Source organism: Saccharospirillaceae bacterium (assembly GCA_022448365.1).
Taxonomy (GTDB): Bacteria; Pseudomonadota; Gammaproteobacteria; order Pseudomonadales; family Oceanobacteraceae; genus Bacterioplanoides.
In genome coordinates this window covers 63,482-84,134 of record JAKVCS010000003.1, presented here as the reverse complement: position 1 = coordinate 84,134, position 20,653 = coordinate 63,482, and the positions used below count along the sequence as shown (strand labels likewise).

Below are 20,653 nucleotides of genomic sequence, written 5' to 3'. Positions count from 1 at the left end.
ACTACTCTCCCTCAAGCGCTGACTGCCGGCGCTGAAACTCATCAAAATAGGAGTGGCTGAAATCCTGATTTAAACTTTCTTCCTCAACGCCTGATGTGTGCGGCTTATAGGCTTCACTGATAGAGGGCTGCCAGTCTCGTACTCGCTTCGCTGAGTCTTCTGAGGGGGTATCATCCAGCCCAAACTGATGATCCATTCGCAGGTAAAAATATTCGAGTGACGGCTGCGGCTCGATAATCTCAACATTAACCCGACGATTATTCATCCGCCCTTCCCAGGTAAGATTGGTATCTCGTGGCAGATGTTCACCGAAGGCGCGGATTTCAATTTTTTCAGCATCAATACCGTTAGCCACCAACTCTTTTTTAACCGCCTTTGCACGCCGCAGCGATAAATCCTGGTTGTAATCGTAACTGGCCCTGGCATCCGTATGGCCGTTAACTCTCAGCGTGAATTGCGGGTACTTTCGGAGGTACCGGGCAGCAATTTTAACCCGCTCGCGGTAGAAGATTGATAACTTATCGGAATCGGTTTCGAAGCCGTAATCGCTGTTCAATAGCTGGAATAGCTGGTACCGGACATATCGTGCTTTCATGTTGCCATCAGGTTGTGACTTCCCACGAACCAGATCTTCCGGGCAATCGGTATGACGTTTGATGTAAATAAGGCGACGCTCAAGCTCATCGATTTCGCGATGCATAATGACTAATGAATTACGGGCATCCTCCAGCAGGTGGCTGTCGAGTTCGCGACGGGTTCGATTGGACATCATCACCACCTCTCTCACTCTGGCCGGAATACATTCGCGCGCACCACGGAGAATCAGTGTATCCAACTTAACATTGTGCAAACTCCACTGAGTCTCAAGCGCACCTTTGCTTTCTGCCGGGATGCCAATCCAATCATCGATTTGATCCAGGTAATACTGGCGCGTCGTATCCACCTGAACATCACCGCCGTGACCGTGATCTGGCCAGCTGGTGCAGGCCGATATCATTGTTGTCATGACAATGATGGCTGATATCGGTAACACGCGGTGTGTGTTACGAACGCCTGATCTGCGATTCAATCGGATGATTGGAGTGGTCATATTCCGGCCTCCTGGCGGCTGATGCTGAGCGCAATTAATGCACTGTGCTCTGGTCGTCCGCTTTCTTAGACAAGTAACTGTTGAGTGTGTCGAACACCGGAATGGTGTTAGTGATCTTCAGTATCTCCAACAGTTCTTTTGGCTGGCCGGTCACCCCCAGCAACACCATGGAGCGTTTTTGCGCCACCAGACGCTTGTACAGGAATACCAGCGCCCCGATGCCAGACGAATCAATAAAGCGTACACCGCTTAAATCGACAACCACATCGCTGCCATTAACAGCCAGGTCCTCGAACAGCGGCTTAGCGCTACCGACGCTGGTTACATCGAAATCACCATCCAGACTGACTACCTGATCCTGGTTGCACTGATAGTTGATAATACTCATTGCCATTACTCCGTTACTCACTCATAGAACTGCGTTGTCGTTGTGCGTTGTACTCGGGGTAGATAGTTCAGGCTTCTTGCTCTGGACTCGTAAACCGCCCTCTGCCAGATGAGCAGCAAACGTGATGCCAGAAGAAGATAGTTATTCAAATTCAATAACTTAGAGTGCTTTAACATCGACATTAAAGGTAAAGAATCAGAGGGGCGATTACCCTGTTTTTAAAATGCGTTGCGAATTGCAAAAAAGGTCATCTATTTTGAAAAGCGTCTTGCGAGACTTGATATTACTGATTTCGGAAATACGCCAGACCAAAACAAGATCGCCAACAACGCAGCACTTGCCAGCACCCCTGATACCAACTGCGCAGCAATGGATATGAACGGTGACAACAACCAAAGCGATACGACGAAACAAGTACTGACGGTAAAAGTAATCAACCAGGTTTTATGCTGATACGGCAGATAAAGCTGGCGTTGGCTATACCCGTAAAACAACAACAACCGGATCATATAGACAATCGCCAACACCATCACGGCACCGGTGGTGCCCTGCTTCGGAATCAACCAGAGATAACCCGCAACAGCAAGAACCGCAGCAAACCATTGAATCCACATTTGCGTCTGACTGGAATCACCGCTGAAGCAGCCAAGATTTAATAAATCGCCGGCATTTTTAATCGTAGCAACACACGCCAATCCCATCACCAGAGAGGCTGCGCCGTGATAAGCGGGCGGCAAGGCAAGGATCAGGAACGCCGGTAACGCCATCATCATTGCTGCCCCAAGAAAAATCCCCATGTTGGTACCCAACAACGCATAGTCAGCGCATTGCTGTGTGCCACCCGGCTGCTGCAACAGCCGGATACGCTGAGGGAACCACCAAAGTCCAAAAGGTTGCATTAACAGGCCGAGTATTAACGCGAACTTAGCTGCGATTGCATAAATCGCCAGCTGCTCGACACCTACTTTATCGGCCAGCAGCCAGCGATCCAGCCCGGTAATGGCAAACAGACCAATACGACTGAATACAATCGGAGCGCCATAACGCCCGATTCGTGCCAGATCACATTGCTGCAAACAATCGACAAAGCCGGAGTGTTGGAAGAACGACAACTGAAACCGCAGCAAGGCGATGACCATCAAGGTACTGGCGACCGCCCCGGCCACCAAAATGGCGTCAATTCCCCAACCCAGTTCAAGCAGGACAATGACCATCCCGGCCTGGATAATCGCCTTAGCCACGTTCAACAAACAGAATTGCTTTGCCAGCGACTGCATTCTCATGAGAGTCAACGGGATGGCAATAAATCCTTCAATAAAGGTGGGGATGGCAATCAGCCAGATATGATGGATTTCGATACCCACAGGCAAGAATTCCAGCAACCAGTGGTCAAACAGCGCTAATAACACCAAAGCCGTTAAGGTGATCGCACAGGCCAGCGTCAGACACCCCGCAACCACGCTGGCGTCACTGGCGCTTTCACCACTCACGTAGCGATACAGCGCTTCCACCAGACCAAAGCCAATCACAATCGTGCCGATGTCGGCCAGAATCAGCAGGGTTTCGAGCAGCCCATAGGTGGCTGGGTCGAGCTGTCGGGTGACATAAGGCATCATCAGCAGTGAGATACCTTTCATCATCAGAATACCGATGCCGTAATACACAGCCTGACTTAAACCGCTGACCGGCGGTTTTTCGCAAGGCTCGGTTTTGGCAACAGTCACCGGTTGGCAACTGGCCGTGGTCTCAGATGCCATGACGCTGCCCCTCAGCCCTGTGCGTGGAAGCATCGGCTTCGAACCACTGACCCAATCGCCGGGCGAGCAGCAACGCATCAAAATCGCGACTCACTTTGCGATACGCCGTTTCAATACGGTGTTGCAGAGCAGGTTGCCGTTGAGTGAGCCCTGCAGCACGCTTATCAGCGGAGGATTGCGCAATTCGGTCGGACCTCGCCGCCGTCAATTGGTCGATCAGCTGAGCGAGGGTGTTTGCCAGGTCTTGTGAACTGTTGTGTCGGCATACCCAGGCACTGGTACTATCCAGAATTTCCCCATCTGCCATGATGTCGGTAGTGACAATGGGTACCCGACATGCCATGGCTTCTTTCAGTGTCAGCGGACCGGTATCCATAATGCCCTCCGCAGTTTGGCAGAATGGCAATACAACGGCCTGATAGCCACCCAATTTCTCCGTTACCCAGTGTCGGTCCACCCGACCAATAAAACGCAACCAATAGCCAAGATGAAAATTCTCAGAGAGCGCCTGCAACTCATCAGCCATGGGGCCGTCACCCGCAATATCAACGATAACGCGCTTGTCTCTGGGTAATTGTGCGATTGCTTTGATCAGGTAATCGACGCCCTTCGTTTCAGACAGTCGACCGAGAAAGAGAAAACGCAGATCTGCTGCAGTGTTTACTGCCTCGCTACGATGCCGCCGTGCGCGATTGGCACAGAATAATCGCGTATCGACGCCACAAGGCAGATGCACAATCGTGGTGTCTTTTGCCAGCAGTCGAAATTGTTTGTACATCCGTTTGCAAACTGCAACAACGAAATCTGCATTCTGCAACTTAATCTGCAAGTCCTGGGGCGTCTTATACACATCAGAGCCGTGACACGTGAAGGAAATGCGCAATCCCGACAAACGCGCTGCAACAATGCCATTGCCTGCTGGTGCCCAGGCAAAATGGGCGTGTATGTGTTGGCAGCGGCTTTGTCGCACCAGGTGAATGATCTTCAACGCCTGCAGAAACAAGGATCGCGGTCTGACCCCTGTTTGAGCAAATAAAAACCGAATACCGGACAGCCATGCCTTGCGTTTTCTCGCCATTACCAGGGTCGAAAAAACCGTTTTGTACATCAGCCAGAGAATGGTCAGCAAAAGCTGACTGGCGGATACTTCTGAAACAGCTCGTGATTGCGCCAGAATAGCTTCATCCCCCTCCAGACATGGTACTGGGGAGCGCTCAAGACAAATCAGCTGTACCTCATGCCCCTGCTGCTGCAAGGCCTTAATTTCGGTCGTGATAAAGGTTTCACTGGCCACCGGAAATACCGGGACGAGATAGGCAATTTTCTTCATAACGCTCCCTTTTTGCCGTTGGGCAACGATTCCCGCCTAACGACTGAGAATCTGGCACCCACTTTGCTCTGAAGTAAAAGAATCTGATGTGGGTTGAGCAAAGCAAATGCCAACCTGAAATCTCAACAACGGAGAAAGATGATGAGCAGCCCATCCGATAACAAGCTTCCACTCAGTGTCAGCGTGATTATTCCAACCCATAACTGTTTGCAGTATCTCCCCAAGGCAATCGAGAGCATTCTTATTCAGGGCGTTGAGAATATTGAGATATTGGTTATCGATGACAACTCCGATGACGGCACCTTCGAATGGTTGCTGGAACAGCAATCTGCCATTGCCCAACTGCGCGCTTATCGCCTCAGCGGCGTTGGTTCAGCAAGGGCACGAAACTTCGCATTAAAACGAGCCCAGGGGGAGTTTATTGCCTTTCTGGACGCTGACGATTATTGGCGTCCGGGTAAACTGCAAAAACAGCTGGATTTCCATCGCAGCAACCCACGGGTAGGTATGAGCTTCACCAATTATCATCACACCACGCCAGAACGCACCGACCTCGGTGATTGCTTTGGTTTCTGGCCGCATTTTAAACGCATTGCGATCCGCGACGATGAATTTCATACCCTGCCAGCCGCCGCAGAGCGAATCTACAGCGAGAATGTCATCGGTACCTCCTGCGTTATGGTGAAGACCAAGGTGCAACGAGCCGTTGGTGGATTTGATCACAAACTTAAGTCGGCCGAAGACTGGGATTTCTGGATGCGCTTCTGCAAGATCAGTCGGGTTGGTTACTGCAATCAGGAGCTGATGGAGTACCTGGTACGTCCCGGTTCGAAAACCAGCAACCGACTGCGCCGTCTCGACCATATGAAAATCATCATGAACCGCTACGAGCGCTACGTGAAACGACTGAACGTCTGGGCGGTATTGCAGGCACGCGGACGCTTGGCCACAGGATACGCGGAGTATTACGCAGAGGAACACCACTACATGCTCGCATTCTGGTACCAGTCCAAGGCATTTGTTCTGAATCCGTCGACACGTAACCTGAAAGCAGCGATTGCACAGCTCTACTGGGCATTAAAGTCCAAAAAAGAGAAGCAAGCTGCCTAGCCAAGAGCGCTGAATTGCCGAGCGATAAGACGGCGAGGAATCTTATCCTCGTCGCTCTGCTCTTTCTTCATGAGGCCATTTGCGCTATAAGGCCTGAATGAAAACACCAAAACGACTCCAGCCCCTGATTGCCGATGGCATCATCGACGAAGTACTCAGCCAACTGATGAGTGGCAAAGAAGCCACGGTTTACAGCGTTCGCGTCGGCGACGAGATTCGCTGCGCCAAGGTTTATAAAGACGCCGCCAAGCGCAGTTTTAAAAAAGCAGCTCAATACCAGGAAGGCCGTAAAGTAAGGAATTCCCGACGTGCCCGGGCGATGGAGAAAGGTTCCAAATACGGACGTTCCCAACAGGAAGATATCTGGCAAAACGCCGAAGTGGATGCCTTGTACAAACTGGCGGCCGCCGGAGTGCGGGTACCTGAACCTTATGGCTGTTTCGATGGTGTGTTAGTGATGGAGCTGATTCGCGATGACGAAGGTGATGTTGCGCCACGGTTAAACGACGTGATGATGGACGCCGAACAAGCCCGGGAAGATCACTTTGTTGTGATGCACTATATCGCCCGCATGTTATGCAGCGGCATTGTGCATGGCGACTTATCCGAGTTTAACGTGCTGGTGGACGACTACGGCCCGGTGATTATCGACCTGCCCCAGGCCGTCGATGCTGCGGCGAATAATAACGCCAAAGCCATGTTAGATCGCGACGTACGTAATATGAGCCTGTATTACGGCCAGTTTGCCCCTGAGTTAAAAAACAGCCGTTACGCCGATGAGATGTGGGATTTATTCGAAGACGGCAAGTTAACACTGGATACTGAATTAACCGGCCTGTTCGAAGATCCTACCGAAGAAGCGGATGTTGATTCGGTGCTGGAAGAGATTAAAGCCGCCTTTGCTGAAGAGCAGGAACGGCTGCAACGTATTAAAGAAGCAGAAACCGACGAAGTCGAATAACTCCGCTTTACTCTTGAGTTGCTTACACCTCAGCCTGCTTTCTCGCAGGCTCTTCGCCCGCTGCTGCAAAAGCCTTTATTTCAAATTCTGGCCCTTTTAAGGTTCCGGGACCCTTTCCATCACCGCCTGATTTATTGCGGTTTTCCTTATTACGATCTAAGAACATCAATAACGGTGGTAAAAACAAGAAATCAACCAGCAGCGCGACCAGAATGGTGATCGCCAGCAACATGCCCATATGATTGCTTGGATTAAAGTGCGAAAACTGCATCACCATAAAACCACCAATCAACACGATCGACGTCACAATCAATGCGGTACCCACGGTACTGAAGGCGTAACGAATGGCTTCTTCAGCGGAGTAACCTTTTTCCCGGCGGGCGCGCAGATATTTGCTTAAAAAGTGCACCGTATCATCAACGACAATACCCAAACTCAGGCACACCACCACAGAAATGGCGGTATCAATCTGGCCATTAATCATGCCCCAGATTCCGTACGCCAATACCGCCGGAACAATATTCGGTACCAGGCTGATCATGCCGATTTTAAATGAGCATAAGGCGAAAATAAGCAGGAAAGAGATTAGCACCAGCGCCATCGAAGTGCCGCTCATCATACTGCCGATATTACGGAAGGTCAGATTGGCAAATACGATATCCAGGCCCGTGCCCTCGTTTACATAAATGGCCGGTGCATTAGCATCCAGCCACTCTAATGCCTTTTGTTCCAGCTCAAGAATATAAATGGAATCGGCTTTGGAGAACGCCACCGACATACGGATAGCCGAACGGGCGTTGTTAATGGTGTCGTCCAGACCCAGGCCTAATGGCAGCGACAGTTCGTACAATAATAAATACTGAGCCGATAGCTCACGGCTTTCCGGGATCTGATACCAATCCTGGTCATTTTCATGCAGATTTTTATTTAAGCGTTTGATGATATCCGTCAGGCTATCAACGCTGGTGACTTTATCCTGAGTCGCCAACCACTTAGAGAAATCATCCGCCTGCTGCAGGAAAGCCGGGTTATTAATACCACCCTCTTCTTTGCTGTCCAGCACAAAAAATATCCTGTGCAAGCCACCGAGTGACTCGTTGGTCGCTTCCAGGGTATTACGCACCTCAAAGGTTTCGTCAAAAAACTCGTGCCAACGCTCGGTAATAATGTTGCGGTTTACCTGAACACCTACCGCCACAATTAATATCAGCATGGCGACAAACAACGGCTTGTAGTGCTTGATGACAAAATCAGCAAAGGCAATCATGCCAGTTGGTTCATTATTAACCGCTTTGCCTTTGGGCGCAGGCATAATCGAAAGCATGGCCGGCAAAAAGGTAATACTGTACATCCAGGCGAAAAATACCCCAACGGCAATCATATTGCCCATATCCTGATACGGTGGAGAGTCGCTGGTATTCAGACACAACACACCAATAATGGTGGTAATACTGGTGATAAACACCGGCGAAAAGTTAATACGCAACGCTTCCTGAATGGCTTCCATTTTCGTGCGGCCATGGGTCAGCTCATAATAATAGGTAATCAGAATATGGATGGTATCGGCGACGGCAATGGTCAGAATTGCTGTGGGTACAAAACCGGTTGGCGGCGTCATGGTAAAGCCAAGCCAGCCGAATAAACCAATGGTCGATAGCACCGAAAAACTGATAATCATCAGGGTGAGAATCATGCCTGAGAAGGTGCGTAATAAAATCACCATGGCGATGATCATAATCAGGTAAGACAAAGCCAGCAGGTTTTCAATATCCTGTTTGATAGCCTCCCCCATGGTGACGTTAGAGGCCAGGGAACCACCGATCATAATATCGAAATCCGGATACTCCGGGCGCAGAATATTGGCCAGAGCGCGAGCGGCGTTAACCACTTCGCCGGAGGCTTCACGGGTCATTTCTTCTGGTAGAACCGTACGTACGGTCACACCGGTGGATGCACCATCTTCTGAGATCAGTCGATGAATCATGGTGGGTTCATCAAACGTGATGCTTTTAATTCGCTGCAGCTGGTCACTATCAAGACTCATTGCCTCTTCATAGAGGAAATCAATCATCAGCTCATCTTCTTCCACATCGGTATGCTGATAGTTTTGCAGGGAGGTTACGCGCTGTGAATAAGGTAATTCCCAGCCTTTATTGGTCAGGGTTTCGATCAGCGCCAGACCCCGATTAGTGAAGACATCCCCTTCTTTCGCTCTGAGGTAGAAAAACACGTTCTCCTGCTTGGAGAAGGTTCGCTCCATATTCTCAAAAGCGAGCAACTGCGGGTTATCCGGGCCGAAGTAGGTTCGGAAATCGCTGGTGAAGGTCAGCTTGGAGGCGCCAAAGGTGATGATGGCGACGGCCAGGAAAGTAATGACGGTTAGCCATTTGCGCTGGGCGATAACCCAGCGAATGTAACGTTCTAGCATGGTGAAATCATTTTTTTGGTGAGAATGACAAATATTTTAAGTGTTGCCTGCCTGCAGGCAAGGTTGATATAGGACGATTGTTCAATCACCATACCGAAACTAAATTTCAGGAAACTCGATTTCAATGCAACCTTCCGACATAGGATTGAGTATCCCATATCTTGAAGACCCTAATCATCGATTGAACTCAGTTCTTGACTACGCTAGATAAGCTATATTTTAACAATAACTTAGTAATTACCAATCACAGCATCTCAAATCTAGCTAACGAGCCGGTATCTCACATAGGTATATTTATTCTTTAAATAAAATAGTGCTGGCATTGTCCAACCACTTATTCAGGCACTCAATATCTTCGATGCATCTAAGTTCAGTTAAAATATAATCATACTCACCGCGTTTTTTTGCACGGACGTAAAAAGCATCACCTTCGCTATCATATTCCCCTGAAGCAGTTAGATTAGCCCTTACAACTTGCTCTATTGCCGGACCATTACCGCTAAAACCGTATTTTTCAAAAAGGTGGACAAACGAGGGACGACCGCCCTTCTCAGAAATCTCCACCGGTATCGATATAGAAAGATACTGGGTGTCTGAATAAATTGTCGGTGGGTAATATTTTTTAAGTTCCGCCTGGCTTACATCCTGGCGACATGACGCTAAAAGCACGACAAGGAATACAGATGCGACATGAATCCGATACATTCTGGTCCCTTACAGTTAATTATTGTCCATCAAAGCATACGCTCGGCCTCAACATGATAGTCCATTAATCGTCACCATCCAAAGCAGAATCTCTCGACTATTTATTGCTTCTCACCAGCTCTATACCCCTCCGGATTACGGCTCTGCCAGCGCCAGCTGTCCTTCACCATATCAGCCAACCCCAGCTCCGCCTTCCAGCCAAGCTCCGTCTGCGCCCGACTGACATCAGCATAACAGGCTGCCACATCGCCCGGGCGGCGGTCACTGATCCGATACGGCACATCGACATGATTACAGTCTTTAAAAGCGTTTACCATTTCCAGCACACTGATGCCATGGCCGGTGCCCAGATTAAACGCCTGTACGCCCGCCAAACCTTGCTCAGATAATAACCGCTGCACCGCTTTTACATGGCCTTTGGCCAAATCCACTACATGAATATAGTCACGCACGCCGGTGCCATCACAGGTGCTGTAATCGTTTCCAAATACCGACAAACATTCACGCTTACCAATCGCTGTTTGGCTGATAAACGGCATCAGGTTATTCGGAATACCGTTCGGATCTTCGCCGATCTGACCACTTTTATGAGCCCCCACCGGATTAAAATAACGCAGCAGAGCGACCGACCAGGGATTATCAGAATGAGTCAGCTCATCCGCGCGAGGTAAATCTCGCAGCATTTCTTCGATAATCAGCTTAGAACGACCATAAGGGTTGGTTGCCGATAGCGGCATATCCTCCGTCAGAGGCAATTTCTGAGGGTCGCCATACACGGTCGCAGAGGAACTGAATACCAGATTTTTCACATTATGGTCCTGCATCGATTGCACTAACTTCAGTGTGCATTCAATATTATTTTCATAATAAGAAATCGGGCACTCACAAGACTCGCCAACAGCTTTAAGACCGGCAAAATGAATTACGGCGTTAATATCGTGAGTATCAAACAATACATCCAGCACGTCACCGTTACGAACGTCACCTTCAACAAAAGTAACTTTGTGGTCGGTTAATCGCTCGACCCGATGCAGAGACTCACGACAGGAATTACTGAGGTTATCGAGCACCAATACGTCGTATCCCGATTCGATCAGTTCAACACACGTATGCGAGCCGATGTACCCGGCTCCACCAGTAACTAAGATCATGTCCAACTCCTGAAAAGTTATTTCTCACAAGTTCTTCCTGAAACAACGGCTTCAACTTCCGGCTATCGATTCTCACCCCGTGGTTTTATCGCAACCAGTTCAGTACTCTGCGATTGTTTCTGCTCGGGTGCTTTCTGTGCGTCGCTCTCATCCGGGTTTGCCTCTTCTACCTGACCAAGTATCCGATTCCCCACCTGTGTCACCGCTACGCTAACGGCAAGCAGAATGTACAACGGCCAGGTAAACCCCTGGGTTAAAAAGGTACCAGAGACCATAAACCCCGCCAGTCCAGCCAGCACTGATTGCGCCGTGCCAAAAATAACCGCAGAGCATTTTCCCTGCTGGTACAGCGGTAACAGGTTATTCACCAGACGGCGCATCCCAGATACCAGCTTTACGGTTAAAATGATAAAGACGATTAACCCGACGTAACCTGTCTCCGCCAGCACGCCAAACCATGTACTGTGAACAGCATGGTTCATGCCATCCCAATGCGGAGAATAGAAGAAATAATTTGAAGTGAAATTATTTAAACCCACGCCTGTCAGTGGATGTGTATTGGCCATTCCAAAAGCTGCCTGCCAGGCATACAATCGACCGGCCGCTGATTCGTCAATACCGCTTTCACCCGCCCCCCCCGAACTGCGGTCGGATATGCCGGCCATGGCTAACAACCCAACCAAAGCTATCATCCCCAATCCAATCAACAACAATTTTGATTTAATTTTATACAGCCCAAACACACCCGATACCGCAAGAATGGCTAATAACCCACCCCGACTTTGAGTTGCGATAATGGCACTGGCAATGACGAAATAACCAACCACACCGAGACATCTCACGAACATAGATCGGCCTGTCGTTAATGCTAAACCGGCCGCAAAACTGATTGGAAATGAAAGTACTAATGCCAGATCATTCGGGTCACCCAATACTGAACGAATATCCCTGGCGATGGTCACCCTCGTTCCTTCGACCAGGCCAATTCCATTGGCCTTATTATTCAATGCCACCAGACCAATCGCGATACCTGCAATGACAATCATATTTGCCAATATCGCAAACTGCTTTTCTTCACGAACCATCCAGGCGATGGCAAATACCATAATGGCAATTTTTGAATAACTGCCGGTGTACATACTGATGGCCATACCGCGATTACTCGCAAATAGAAGCCCCAAAGTCACCAGTGCAAAAAACACCAGAAACCACTTCAGTTCAGGGGTGATGAATGGTTGGATTTTTCGGGTTATAACCAGGTGCCATCCCAGTGCGCCGAGCGAAGCGAGTGCCAGCAACAAAGGAATTTTAAATGGCATCAGAAATATAAATGCTTCATGTATGCGAAAGAACGAGAAAATAATAAAGCCCAGACAAACCACAAAGGGCATATACAACACGCCAACGATAGCGATTGGCGCCAGGCCTGCTAAAACGATAATAATGGGATGCGGAATAAAGTTCCAAATGCCGCCGATAACAACACACAGTAAAGATATCGCAAAAATTCGGCTGAATTGTGGTTCTCTGCTGTTATCAAGTCCTGCGTACAGTGGATTTCCCATTACATCACCCCAGCGTCAGCAATGACAAAATCAACCCACCATTACTGGCCGCGCCCAAGAATCATCACTTTGATCGTACCGAACACGATTGATAAATCGGCCTTTAACCAGTTCCAGACGCTACTCAACGACAACGTGTAAGACAAGTCGTAACCCAGCTTATTTTTAACATCCTCCAGGCTTTCGTCATATCCCTGATAGATTTGTGACAATCCGGTTATGCCTGGCTTAAGCCCGTAGGTACGATCCGTAAAATAAGGAATCTGCTTTTCCAATCGATTACAAAAACTTGGACGTTCAGGGCGTGGACCAATCAATGACATTTCACCCCGCAATACGTTCAAGAACTGTGGTAATTCATCCAGACGGGTTTTTCTCAGAAATTTACCAACACGAGTCACCCGACAGTCATTTTTGCTGGCCAGTACTGGGCCGCTTTTCTTTTCTGCATCAGCCGCCATGGTACGGAATTTAATCATCATAAAAACGTCTGTACGTGATGGCAGAGCCTGTCCGATTCGGAGCTGTTTGAAGAACACAGGGCCGCGGCTCTCAAGCTTGATCGCTAATGCAATAAAAGGGAACAGTGGCAATACCATGAGTAGTCCCGCTAGCGCAGCCATGACATCAAACCCGCGTTTAAACATAACAACGTTCGACGGTACAAACTGGTGCGGCAGACGCTGAGTCTTCATGTGCCGCAGCTCCTGTTCAGAGGTATAGCGCGATGATGGACTATACGGATTTCTGCTTCTTTTCAGCTGTATCGTTGCAATGGTCATTATCTGCACCTCACTACGCTAACGAATTTTCTGCCAACTACGCTTCTCGTCGACTCGAAGTCCGAACAAGCGCCTCACGCCGTTATAGCTGTTACGCAGCAAATAGCTGGCCGAACCAATCAATCCCATAAAATGACCAACACACAGATAACTGACTAACCTGACAAGTCTGTTATTCAGTAGTTTCGAACGCACGATCCAATCCTCGCTGTCGAGGAAATGCAGACAGGCCACCAGGTACACGGCCAATTGACCGACATAAATCATCCCCCAAAACCAGTGGTACGGTGTTAACCAGGCTGAAATACCCAACAAAGCGAGCATGCAATACGGCATAAGTACACGAAGTAGCTTACCCGACGCGAACATCCAGCAGACCCACCCCAGGTCTGGCAGAAACAGCCTTTTAAGTCGCAAAATTTGTTGCAGATTGCCTTGCGAAATGCGAATACGCCGTTTTGCATCCAGCTCCTCATCGGAGCCTTCGGTTTCAAGAATGCGTAACTCAGGATCAAACAGACTTTGATAACCTTTGGCAATAACGCGCATCGGCAGAATAAAGTCATCATTAATGGTATCCATCTCTAATGGGTCACAGAGATTCGTACGAACAGCATAAAAAGCTCCCGGAGCGCCCATTACCGAACCCAGATCACTTTCCATCTCACGAATACGATTCTGATATTGCCAGTAAGCACCCTCTCCTTCTGTGCCTTGCTGCAGCAGCGAGTAATTACCAGTGACCACACCAATATTAGGATTACAGATAAAATGCTGGGCCATACGCCAGATGGCATCGGCGGAGAGAATGGCCGATGCATCTGAGAACGCAAGAATATCGGCTTCACACTGTTTAATAGCCTCGTTAACCATCGCGACTTTACCGCGGTTCTCGTCAAACTCAGCAATACGAATATTAAGATCTTTATTCGAGAAATGATCCACTGCGTTGCGTGCAATTGCTACAGTATCGTCGCTACACCCGTCACACAGGATCGTAATGGTCAATTTATTAGTCGGATAATCGATCCAGCCTAAGCTGTCAATCTTCTGTTCAATAACCGCGGCTTCGTTATACACAGGGATGTAAAGGTGTACCGATGGTACGCGCGAATCGCCAACGCAATTACGAAAATCCCGCGATCTGAGAAACGAAAAGTCCGCACGTCCGCGGCGCCTGACCGATGATATGAGTTTCAGTAAAATCGGATAACCAAAATGATGATAAATAATCACGACAATCAGCATCATCGCTGCGACTTCAATTCCCATGACGGTATTTTCATAATTCATAACCATCTCCTGCAAACTGCTTTTTTCAATGACTCGATTTCGGGCCACTGCATCACATGCTAAACCCTATTTATCCGTTCTTTTAATTACTATTCATGCTCAACGAGTCGTTGGTAGGCAACAATCATCTGGCGTATATCCCGGTGATCTTCAACAAACTTTCTTGGGCTGGTGGCTTCATTGCTTGCCGCTATCTGCCGCAATTGACGACGAATTGCCCAGCCAATTGCCTGGCTATCACTGGCGGGTACCAATAAGCCGGTCTCTTCACAGCAGGCTTCTCTGCAAGCACCAACATCCGTTAACACGACCGGCGTATTACATGCCTGGGCCTCCAGCGGAGACAGCGGCATCCCTTCATTGTTGGAAGCCAGAACAAATAAATCGATCGCCTGGTAAAACGGCAACATATCACTGAGATTTCCAAGCAAAAGTACCCGCTGCTCAAGGTTATGACTCTGAATTTGTTCCGTTAATTCCCGCCGTAATGGACCTTCACCGGCAATAAGTAGAACAACCGTTTCCGGTAGTTCTTTAATACTGTCAATCAATATCCGATAGCCTTTCTCTGCCACTAACCGACCAGCAGCGCCGATAATCTGGAGTTGATCTGTTTTATTTATCTTGTTCTCACTGCGACCGAATAAACGCTGCGCCAGACCAAGAGTCTGAATGGCTTGAAATTTATCACCAGGTTTAAAATATTGACTATCGATACCGTTTTCGATCACAGTTACCGGGTAACGCAACCCGGCGTTACGAACGTTTTTTGCAACTAAACTGGCATCAGCCACCAGGTGTGGACGGGCCCACTGCAGCGCTAAAAGCTCCAGTACCCGGCGCTTCAAATTGCGTAGATGCCAGGCATCATGTTCGGTATGAATGCGATGGTGAACCCGAGCAAGGCGAGCAGCGGTACCGGCGTAAATTAATGGTCCGATATGATGGGTATGAACCACCTCAGCATGGAGTGAACTGAAGATGTCTTTCAGTTGTTTGACGACGGACGGCCGCCACCCTGAGTATTTATTCAGAAAATACAGTCGCGCAGAGTATTCTTTTAACCTTGGCCATTGGGCCAATGACTCAGCAGCATTTCCTTCAAGGCTGACAACATAAATTTGGTCATGACTGTGCTTGAGCATTTCTAACACCAGACATTCAATACCACCGGGGCGTAAGTGCTGAACCACATGAACAACCACTTTACTTTTCGGAGAATCCACAGGATTGATTAGGGTCAGTTTGGATTTATTCATAATCATGTTGCTTTTAATGTTGTTGCTTTCGTGATTCGTCATGGCATTCCCCCTGATCAATCATCAAATACGGTATCGCTGATGGTCAGCGGTTTTAATTTCGGGATACGACTTAGTACAGGCGCATTGGTCATCTTCTGCAGCTGATCACTACGACGTAGCGTGGTATCGAGTAATTCAAATAATAAAGCAAGGCCTGTACCGAGACCGAGGCCGCCGATTATTCCGGCTAACACAAAAATCAGTGCGGGAATATTCGATGGTGCACTCGGCGTAAATGGTTGATCGATTATTTTTATACGGTTTTTTTCCTCGAATTTACCCAGGGAACCCGTGACCTTTGCCATTTCGTAGCGCTTCAGAAACTCGTTGTAGAGTTTTTTTCGTGTGTCTAAATCGCGTTCCAGTTCTGTCAATTCACGTTCGACGGTGGCGAACGAACGAACCTGAATATCCATACGACGGATCTGAGATTCAATACTGGAAATTTCCTGCTTCAGACGTTGTTCTTTGGTTTTTGACTTTTGAATATCCTGTAATTGCGATACTAACAAAGTCGATACGCGAGACTGATCCGCCATTGATGCGACACCACGAGTTTCTCCGTTATTGGTGGAACTCATGGCAAGGTTCCATAAACGTTCAACCTGCTCAGGTGTCAGTGTCGCGGTTTTTTCCATCAAATAATTTCGTTTCTTTCTTAGCTGCACCAACTGTCGTTGGGCGTGAACCACCTTTGAGTGACGATCGGTATAGCGCGAACGCAATAATTCCAACTCACCGGTTAGACCGACAATTCTTTTTTCGAGCGCCCCAACGACCGGATTGGTTGAGGTTAACTGTTTATCCATACTGGATAATTCAGCTGTAGCTCCGGATAGCTCAACGTTCTTTGCTGCCAGTAACTGGCGCAATTCCCGCAAGCGCTTAACGTTCCCGCCATGGAAAGCCGGCAAGCTTGCCGCATTCTTATGTTTAAAATCAGACAGAGCCTGCTCAGAAATCAGGAGCTGAGCCTTCTGCTCTTCAATTTGCGCCTTAATAAATTCTTCAGATTTCGCAATGGACGAGCGCTCCGGCGCTAATAACTGATCAACAAAATACTTACTCACCACTTCCAGTGTGCGTTTCATTTTATCTGGCACACCGGCGCGATATGAAATCTGCACCAAATCTTTACCGCGCTGATTAAGACCGATTCCAGAGGATAATTGGCGAATAATGCGATCTTTATCTGCTTGCCCAATTCCTTCTTTAAATAGCTGTAGCTCCTCTGCAACAGAAGTCAGGACATGACGACTGTGCAACAGAGTATCGAGCGCTGCGATACGCTCTTTCAGATTGGTAGAAACCGATAAATCCTCAAGAAACGGATTTAATTTCGAGGTCTCCTGTACCAATATGGTGGTATGTGTGTCGTACACCTTTCCCTGTGTTGCTCCAATAACACCGCCCAGCACCGGAAGAATCATCACAGGTATCAAAATGACATAACGCTGGCGCCAAGCTGCCATTAAAATCAGATAAAAATTTCCCCAGACCGAGTTATTGCTCATTGCGCCCTCCCTGGCGAATCAGTGCCATGATTTGTTCGCGTGTGATGGCATTATTACGATTCGGCTCAGTGTTTTGCCGCTGGGTTGCTGGCTGCTGGTGCTTTTCACTCATGACTGGTGTCGACCCAGCTTCCTCTACATTCACCATTTTTATCGATACCTGATTCGGCTCCATGTCCGGACGGTATTCCTGACGAATGGTTAATGCTCTGGGAATTCGATTACGAATGGTTTTACCGCGATTGTGGCTGGTCAGCCAGTCCGGGCCCTGGCGCAACAACAGAACGAAACCTTGATAATCCGATGCCTTTTCGCGACTCGCAATCGCCAACCAATGGAATAGCTCGGTAACCTGAGCTTTGGTCAGTGTTGTTTCCCCCGCAGGAAACGACCAGATAATTTCATCCCGATAGGCTGGGTTCTGTGGTATATATTCTGTCGGTATTGTGTGCTGAGCAGCACGTGTTGAGGCGGGACTGACCTGCTGAAGCACAAGCGCTTGTTCAAAAATTGTTTGATTGTGGTTGTCAGGCTTTGTGGCACATCCCTGTAAACCACAAGTGAATAAAATCGGTAGTAAGGCAGTGGCGAAACTTGACCAATCAAAACACCAGCTTTTCAGACAGTTCAGCATCCGACCACGAATCTGGCTCGTGGTAGCTTGCTGAGGTTGCCGTGTTTGAAGCCGACTGGCTTGCTGCTGGTTCATCGATTGCACCCGATTCAATTGCATTTTGCTTCACATCTTGCGTCTGCCTATCTGAGTGCTTCAACCTTCGTGCCATATTCGTAATTTTTGCAATCATCCGGCGGATGTCGTCATCGCTCAGTCGGGCGGCACGTTGCCAGTTGTCGCCAATCGATTTACGTATTGTGTCGATCAACCGACGAGCCTCATTGGAATCCTGCCGCTGCAACCAGGTTAACCATGCCAAATCGGTGTATCCCGTCATGAGGTCAAATAAGCGCAGGTCAACGTCCGGAACAGAGTGACAAACCTCTGGTTGTGGCGGAAAAAAATGGTAATCCGCTTCCCGGCCATCGGTTGGATCATAAGGATTTGCGGTCGGCATTCGACCGTGCCATTGAACATAGGCATCCGCACCGGAATGCCAAAGAAAGGCGCCCGCTGCCAGACGATATCTCGGCATGTTATATAACCAGACTTTATTAGAATGCCCATCTCCATCTTTTTTAAATCTGTCGATATCTTGTTTTCGCACGCCAAAACCGTGATTAATGAGCACCAGGTCAAGCGATTTCATCAGGTCTTTTTGATTCGGGTTGTTCAAATGACCCGCCGCTTTTGCAAAGCGATTTGCAGAATGCAATAACCGGGTATTGTTTTTAATCTCCTGAAACTGTTTTTCATGAGCTTCGTCGGCTACCGACCAATAAAGATCATAATCCGGCTGAACCGCATCCAGCCGCGACTTCAAGGCATCCTGCTTCAGCCACTGACTCAAACGTTTGAACGGTGTGTACGCCAGAATGGGCTGTTCTGGGTAAAATTTTCGATACAGCGCCAGCTGTTTCTGCCACACAGGTTGCAGATTTGAAACCGGTGTCACCATCGGCGGCGCCAGGGCTTTAAGGCCGGTCTTCTGTAAAAACGTCAGGTCACAATACGCTTGTGCGAGTTGGTATGGTTTCAACGACTCAAACCAATTCAGTGCTGGGTTATTATCCAGATAAAGTCCAACAGCTTGTTTTGGAAGCGGCAGATGAATCGGCAAGACGTCCAGCGTGTGTTTAAACAACACCAACTCTGATTGATCCTCAGACACCAGAACCACGTCGAACGGATATGCACCCGCATCTGCGACAGTGAGCTTTCTCTTTGGATGAATAAACAGATGAACGACGTATTCACCGGTGGTCACTGAAGATTCTCTGGCAAGATCACGCCCATAACGATACTGTTTTTCCAGGCGGAAATGACTACCAGAGCGAATCCATTGTGGCAGTGCTATCCGGGCTTCGATGCTAAATGGCAGCGTATCGACACTGTCAACCCGAATCAGAGAGCCCGCTTTACTTTCATTGTTAACACTCACCGGAAACTGCAAGCTGTAGGGTTGGTTTAATGCCAACAGGCTGGTGTCCGGAGCGGTCACCTTCCGGAGTGTTTGAGTACCGTCCACATGGTGCCAATGTTGATTGAAATAGTTTTTCCGACGCTGATTCACTTCTGCAACCAGGCTTTGGACACCCAGATCAATTGGCTCAAAAACCAAACCCGCGATGTATCTCTGTTGCGGACTTTCCCCCTCCAGCGTTATTTCGAGCGATGCTTTTTTGAGTAATTCTTCAGATATTTCAACCGGGTATTGTTGTACCAGACCACGATGACGAACGATGTCATTCCATGGGTCTGAGGTGGCCGCCTTGCTGTAAAAACTGAGATAGGCGTTGTGGTACCAGTCACGGGCATCCGCAAAGTCGTGTTGGCCGCTGTACAGATCTCCGTTCAGTTTGATATCGAGATTCATTTGTCGAGGCAGGTTTTCCCATTCACCAATGTCTTCCCGAAACAATGTCAGACGCCAAAATCGGCTGTGTTTTGCCGTATTCTGGTCAATAGCAATTTGAATCTGATCAATACCGGCAATGCCATCTCGTAGCCAGGGATCTGGACCAGGACGACTAACGGCCCGTAAGTTGCCTTTTAAACTGATCTGCTGAAACGTATTGCGTTGATCACTGACCTGCTGAGCACCTTTCAACACCGAGCTGGTTTCTGTGCCGAAATCCAGCACCAGCGCGCCAGTGTCATTCACTGCGCTGGTCGCATCGGTTTTTTCCGCCAACATTATGCTACCCGGCATGAGTTCAGCCTTGGTGATAGAGACTGATGTTAACTGCACATCCTTTGTTTTTCTGTCTAACTTTCGGCCATAAAATAAGGTGACTTTCTTTAACGTCGTGAGATCCGGCAATTCACCATCACTGCGGCGCATTCCCTTTAAGTTAAAGTCCAGAGAAAAAGGACCCGGAGCAATCTGGCGTTCAATATTAACCCGGGAGTAATAATCAGAACTGTTCGCGTCATCCAGTCGCAGGACGACCAATACCGCTTTCTGGTTTGGATTAACACCCGAGATATTGAGCGTCATTGACGCATCGATTTGCCGCTCTTTGTCAAAGTATTGTGACCACGGTAAATCTTGTTCATCAGTCAGTAAGGGGTAATCAACCTCCCCAGCGTGAGCGATGTTTAATGATATGAGACAGACCAGCAAGGAATATAGATAACGGTATAATGATTCGAGCGGTAT

Annotated in this window: 16 protein-coding genes; 2 read left to right on the top strand and 14 right to left on the bottom strand. The window is 48.5% G+C overall.

Annotated elements, in window-relative coordinates; translation table 11 throughout:
- Position 1 precedes the first annotated feature (1 nt).
- From MK185_04005 to MK185_03990, 4 genes are all read right to left on the bottom strand, one after another.
- Positions 2–1,090 (bottom strand): OmpA family protein, encoded by a 1,089-nt coding sequence (locus MK185_04005; protein ID MCH2039779.1) that lies wholly within the window; start codon positions 1,088–1,090, stop codon positions 2–4.
- Between the two features lie 34 nt (positions 1,091–1,124).
- Entirely contained in the window at positions 1,125–1,478 is a 354-nt protein-coding gene (locus MK185_04000) for an STAS domain-containing protein (GenBank protein ID MCH2039778.1), read from the bottom strand.
- 251 nt (positions 1,479–1,729) lie between these two features.
- Positions 1,730–3,235 (bottom strand): lipopolysaccharide biosynthesis protein, encoded by a 1,506-nt coding sequence (locus tag MK185_03995; protein ID MCH2039777.1) that lies wholly within the window; start codon positions 3,233–3,235, stop codon positions 1,730–1,732.
- Positions 3,225–4,565: a glycosyltransferase gene (locus MK185_03990; GenBank protein ID MCH2039776.1), complete on the bottom strand. Its 1,341-nt coding sequence runs from the start codon at positions 4,563–4,565 to the stop codon at positions 3,225–3,227. The genes MK185_03995 and MK185_03990 overlap by 11 nt, the downstream gene beginning before the upstream one ends.
- A 141-nt stretch (positions 4,566–4,706) precedes the next feature.
- Here MK185_03990 and MK185_03985 point away from each other — a divergent pair, with 141 nt between their 5' ends.
- Both MK185_03985 and MK185_03980 read left to right on the top strand, forming a co-directional pair.
- Positions 4,707–5,675 carry a glycosyltransferase family 2 protein gene (locus MK185_03985; protein ID MCH2039775.1) on the top strand — a complete coding sequence of 323 codons (969 nt, stop codon included), beginning with the start codon at positions 4,707–4,709 and terminating at the stop codon, positions 5,673–5,675.
- 97 nt (positions 5,676–5,772) lie between these two features.
- Positions 5,773–6,636 carry a serine protein kinase RIO gene (locus tag MK185_03980; GenBank protein MCH2039774.1) on the top strand — a complete coding sequence of 288 codons (864 nt, stop codon included), beginning with the start codon at positions 5,773–5,775 and terminating at the stop codon, positions 6,634–6,636.
- A gap of 22 nt (positions 6,637–6,658) precedes the next feature.
- Here MK185_03980 and MK185_03975 read toward each other — a convergent pair whose 3' ends face one another.
- The 10 genes from MK185_03975 to MK185_03930 form a co-directional block, all read right to left on the bottom strand.
- On the bottom strand, positions 6,659–9,064 hold the full coding sequence (locus MK185_03975) for an MMPL family transporter (protein ID MCH2039773.1): 2,406 nt from the start codon (positions 9,062–9,064) through the stop codon (positions 6,659–6,661).
- 294 nt (positions 9,065–9,358) lie between these two features.
- Positions 9,359–9,769 (bottom strand): hypothetical protein, encoded by a 411-nt coding sequence (locus tag MK185_03970; GenBank protein ID MCH2039772.1) that lies wholly within the window; start codon positions 9,767–9,769, stop codon positions 9,359–9,361.
- A gap of 101 nt (positions 9,770–9,870) precedes the next feature.
- Positions 9,871–10,920, bottom strand: a complete 1,050-nt coding sequence (gene galE, locus MK185_03965) for a UDP-glucose 4-epimerase GalE (GenBank protein ID MCH2039771.1) — start codon at positions 10,918–10,920, stop codon at positions 9,871–9,873.
- Positions 10,921–10,982: 62 nt separating this feature from the next.
- Positions 10,983–12,485, bottom strand: coding sequence for an O-antigen ligase family protein (locus tag MK185_03960; GenBank protein ID MCH2039770.1), 1,503 nt, complete (start codon positions 12,483–12,485; stop codon positions 10,983–10,985).
- Between the two features lie 41 nt (positions 12,486–12,526).
- Positions 12,527–13,180, bottom strand: coding sequence for a sugar transferase (locus MK185_03955; protein MCH2039769.1), 654 nt, complete (start codon positions 13,178–13,180; stop codon positions 12,527–12,529).
- Between the two features lie 105 nt (positions 13,181–13,285).
- The gene (locus MK185_03950) at positions 13,286–14,560 is read right to left on the bottom strand and encodes a glycosyltransferase (protein MCH2039768.1); all 1,275 of its coding nucleotides are present in this window, start codon (positions 14,558–14,560) and stop codon (positions 13,286–13,288) included.
- Positions 14,561–14,649: 89 nt separating this feature from the next.
- Positions 14,650–15,861, bottom strand: a complete 1,212-nt coding sequence (locus MK185_03945) for a glycosyltransferase (protein ID MCH2039767.1) — start codon at positions 15,859–15,861, stop codon at positions 14,650–14,652.
- Positions 15,862–15,875: 14 nt separating this feature from the next.
- Positions 15,876–17,375 carry a capsule biosynthesis protein gene (locus tag MK185_03940; GenBank protein MCH2039766.1) on the bottom strand — a complete coding sequence of 500 codons (1,500 nt, stop codon included), beginning with the start codon at positions 17,373–17,375 and terminating at the stop codon, positions 15,876–15,878.
- Positions 17,365–17,868 carry a hypothetical protein gene (locus MK185_03935; GenBank protein ID MCH2039765.1) on the bottom strand — a complete coding sequence of 168 codons (504 nt, stop codon included), beginning with the start codon at positions 17,866–17,868 and terminating at the stop codon, positions 17,365–17,367. The genes MK185_03940 and MK185_03935 overlap by 11 nt, the downstream gene beginning before the upstream one ends.
- Before the next feature lie 109 nt (positions 17,869–17,977).
- Positions 17,978–20,491 carry a hypothetical protein gene (locus MK185_03930; protein ID MCH2039764.1) on the bottom strand — a complete coding sequence of 838 codons (2,514 nt, stop codon included), beginning with the start codon at positions 20,489–20,491 and terminating at the stop codon, positions 17,978–17,980.
- Between the last annotated feature and the right edge of the window lie 162 nt (positions 20,492–20,653).

What these genes read in the sequence shown, in the direction of transcription:
- MK185_04005 (MCH2039779.1), bottom strand. Translation starts at nt 1,090, where the DNA reads ATGACCACTCCAATCATCCGATTGAATCGCAGATCAGGCGTTCGTAAC.
- MK185_04000 (MCH2039778.1), bottom strand. Translation starts at nt 1,478, where the DNA reads ATGAGTATTATCAACTATCAGTGCAACCAGGATCAGGTAGTCAGTCTG.
- MK185_03995 (MCH2039777.1), bottom strand. Translation starts at nt 3,235, where the DNA reads ATGGCATCTGAGACCACGGCCAGTTGCCAACCGGTGACTGTTGCCAAA.
- MK185_03990 (MCH2039776.1), bottom strand. Translation starts at nt 4,565, where the DNA reads ATGAAGAAAATTGCCTATCTCGTCCCGGTATTTCCGGTGGCCAGTGAA.
- MK185_03985 (MCH2039775.1), top strand. Translation starts at nt 4,707, where the DNA reads ATGAGCAGCCCATCCGATAACAAGCTTCCACTCAGTGTCAGCGTGATT.
- MK185_03980 (MCH2039774.1), top strand. Translation starts at nt 5,773, where the DNA reads ATGAAAACACCAAAACGACTCCAGCCCCTGATTGCCGATGGCATCATC.
- MK185_03975 (MCH2039773.1), bottom strand. Translation starts at nt 9,064, where the DNA reads ATGCTAGAACGTTACATTCGCTGGGTTATCGCCCAGCGCAAATGGCTA.
- MK185_03970 (MCH2039772.1), bottom strand. Translation starts at nt 9,769, where the DNA reads ATGTATCGGATTCATGTCGCATCTGTATTCCTTGTCGTGCTTTTAGCG.
- galE (MCH2039771.1), bottom strand. Translation starts at nt 10,920, where the DNA reads ATGATCTTAGTTACTGGTGGAGCCGGGTACATCGGCTCGCATACGTGT.
- MK185_03960 (MCH2039770.1), bottom strand. Translation starts at nt 12,485, where the DNA reads ATGGGAAATCCACTGTACGCAGGACTTGATAACAGCAGAGAACCACAA.
- MK185_03955 (MCH2039769.1), bottom strand. Translation starts at nt 13,180, where the DNA reads ATGAAGACTCAGCGTCTGCCGCACCAGTTTGTACCGTCGAACGTTGTT.
- MK185_03950 (MCH2039768.1), bottom strand. Translation starts at nt 14,560, where the DNA reads ATGAATTATGAAAATACCGTCATGGGAATTGAAGTCGCAGCGATGATG.
- MK185_03945 (MCH2039767.1), bottom strand. Translation starts at nt 15,861, where the DNA reads ATGACGAATCACGAAAGCAACAACATTAAAAGCAACATGATTATGAAT.
- MK185_03940 (MCH2039766.1), bottom strand. Translation starts at nt 17,375, where the DNA reads ATGAGCAATAACTCGGTCTGGGGAAATTTTTATCTGATTTTAATGGCA.
- MK185_03930 (MCH2039764.1), bottom strand. Translation starts at nt 20,491, where the DNA reads ATGACGCTCAATATCTCGGGTGTTAATCCAAACCAGAAAGCGGTATTG.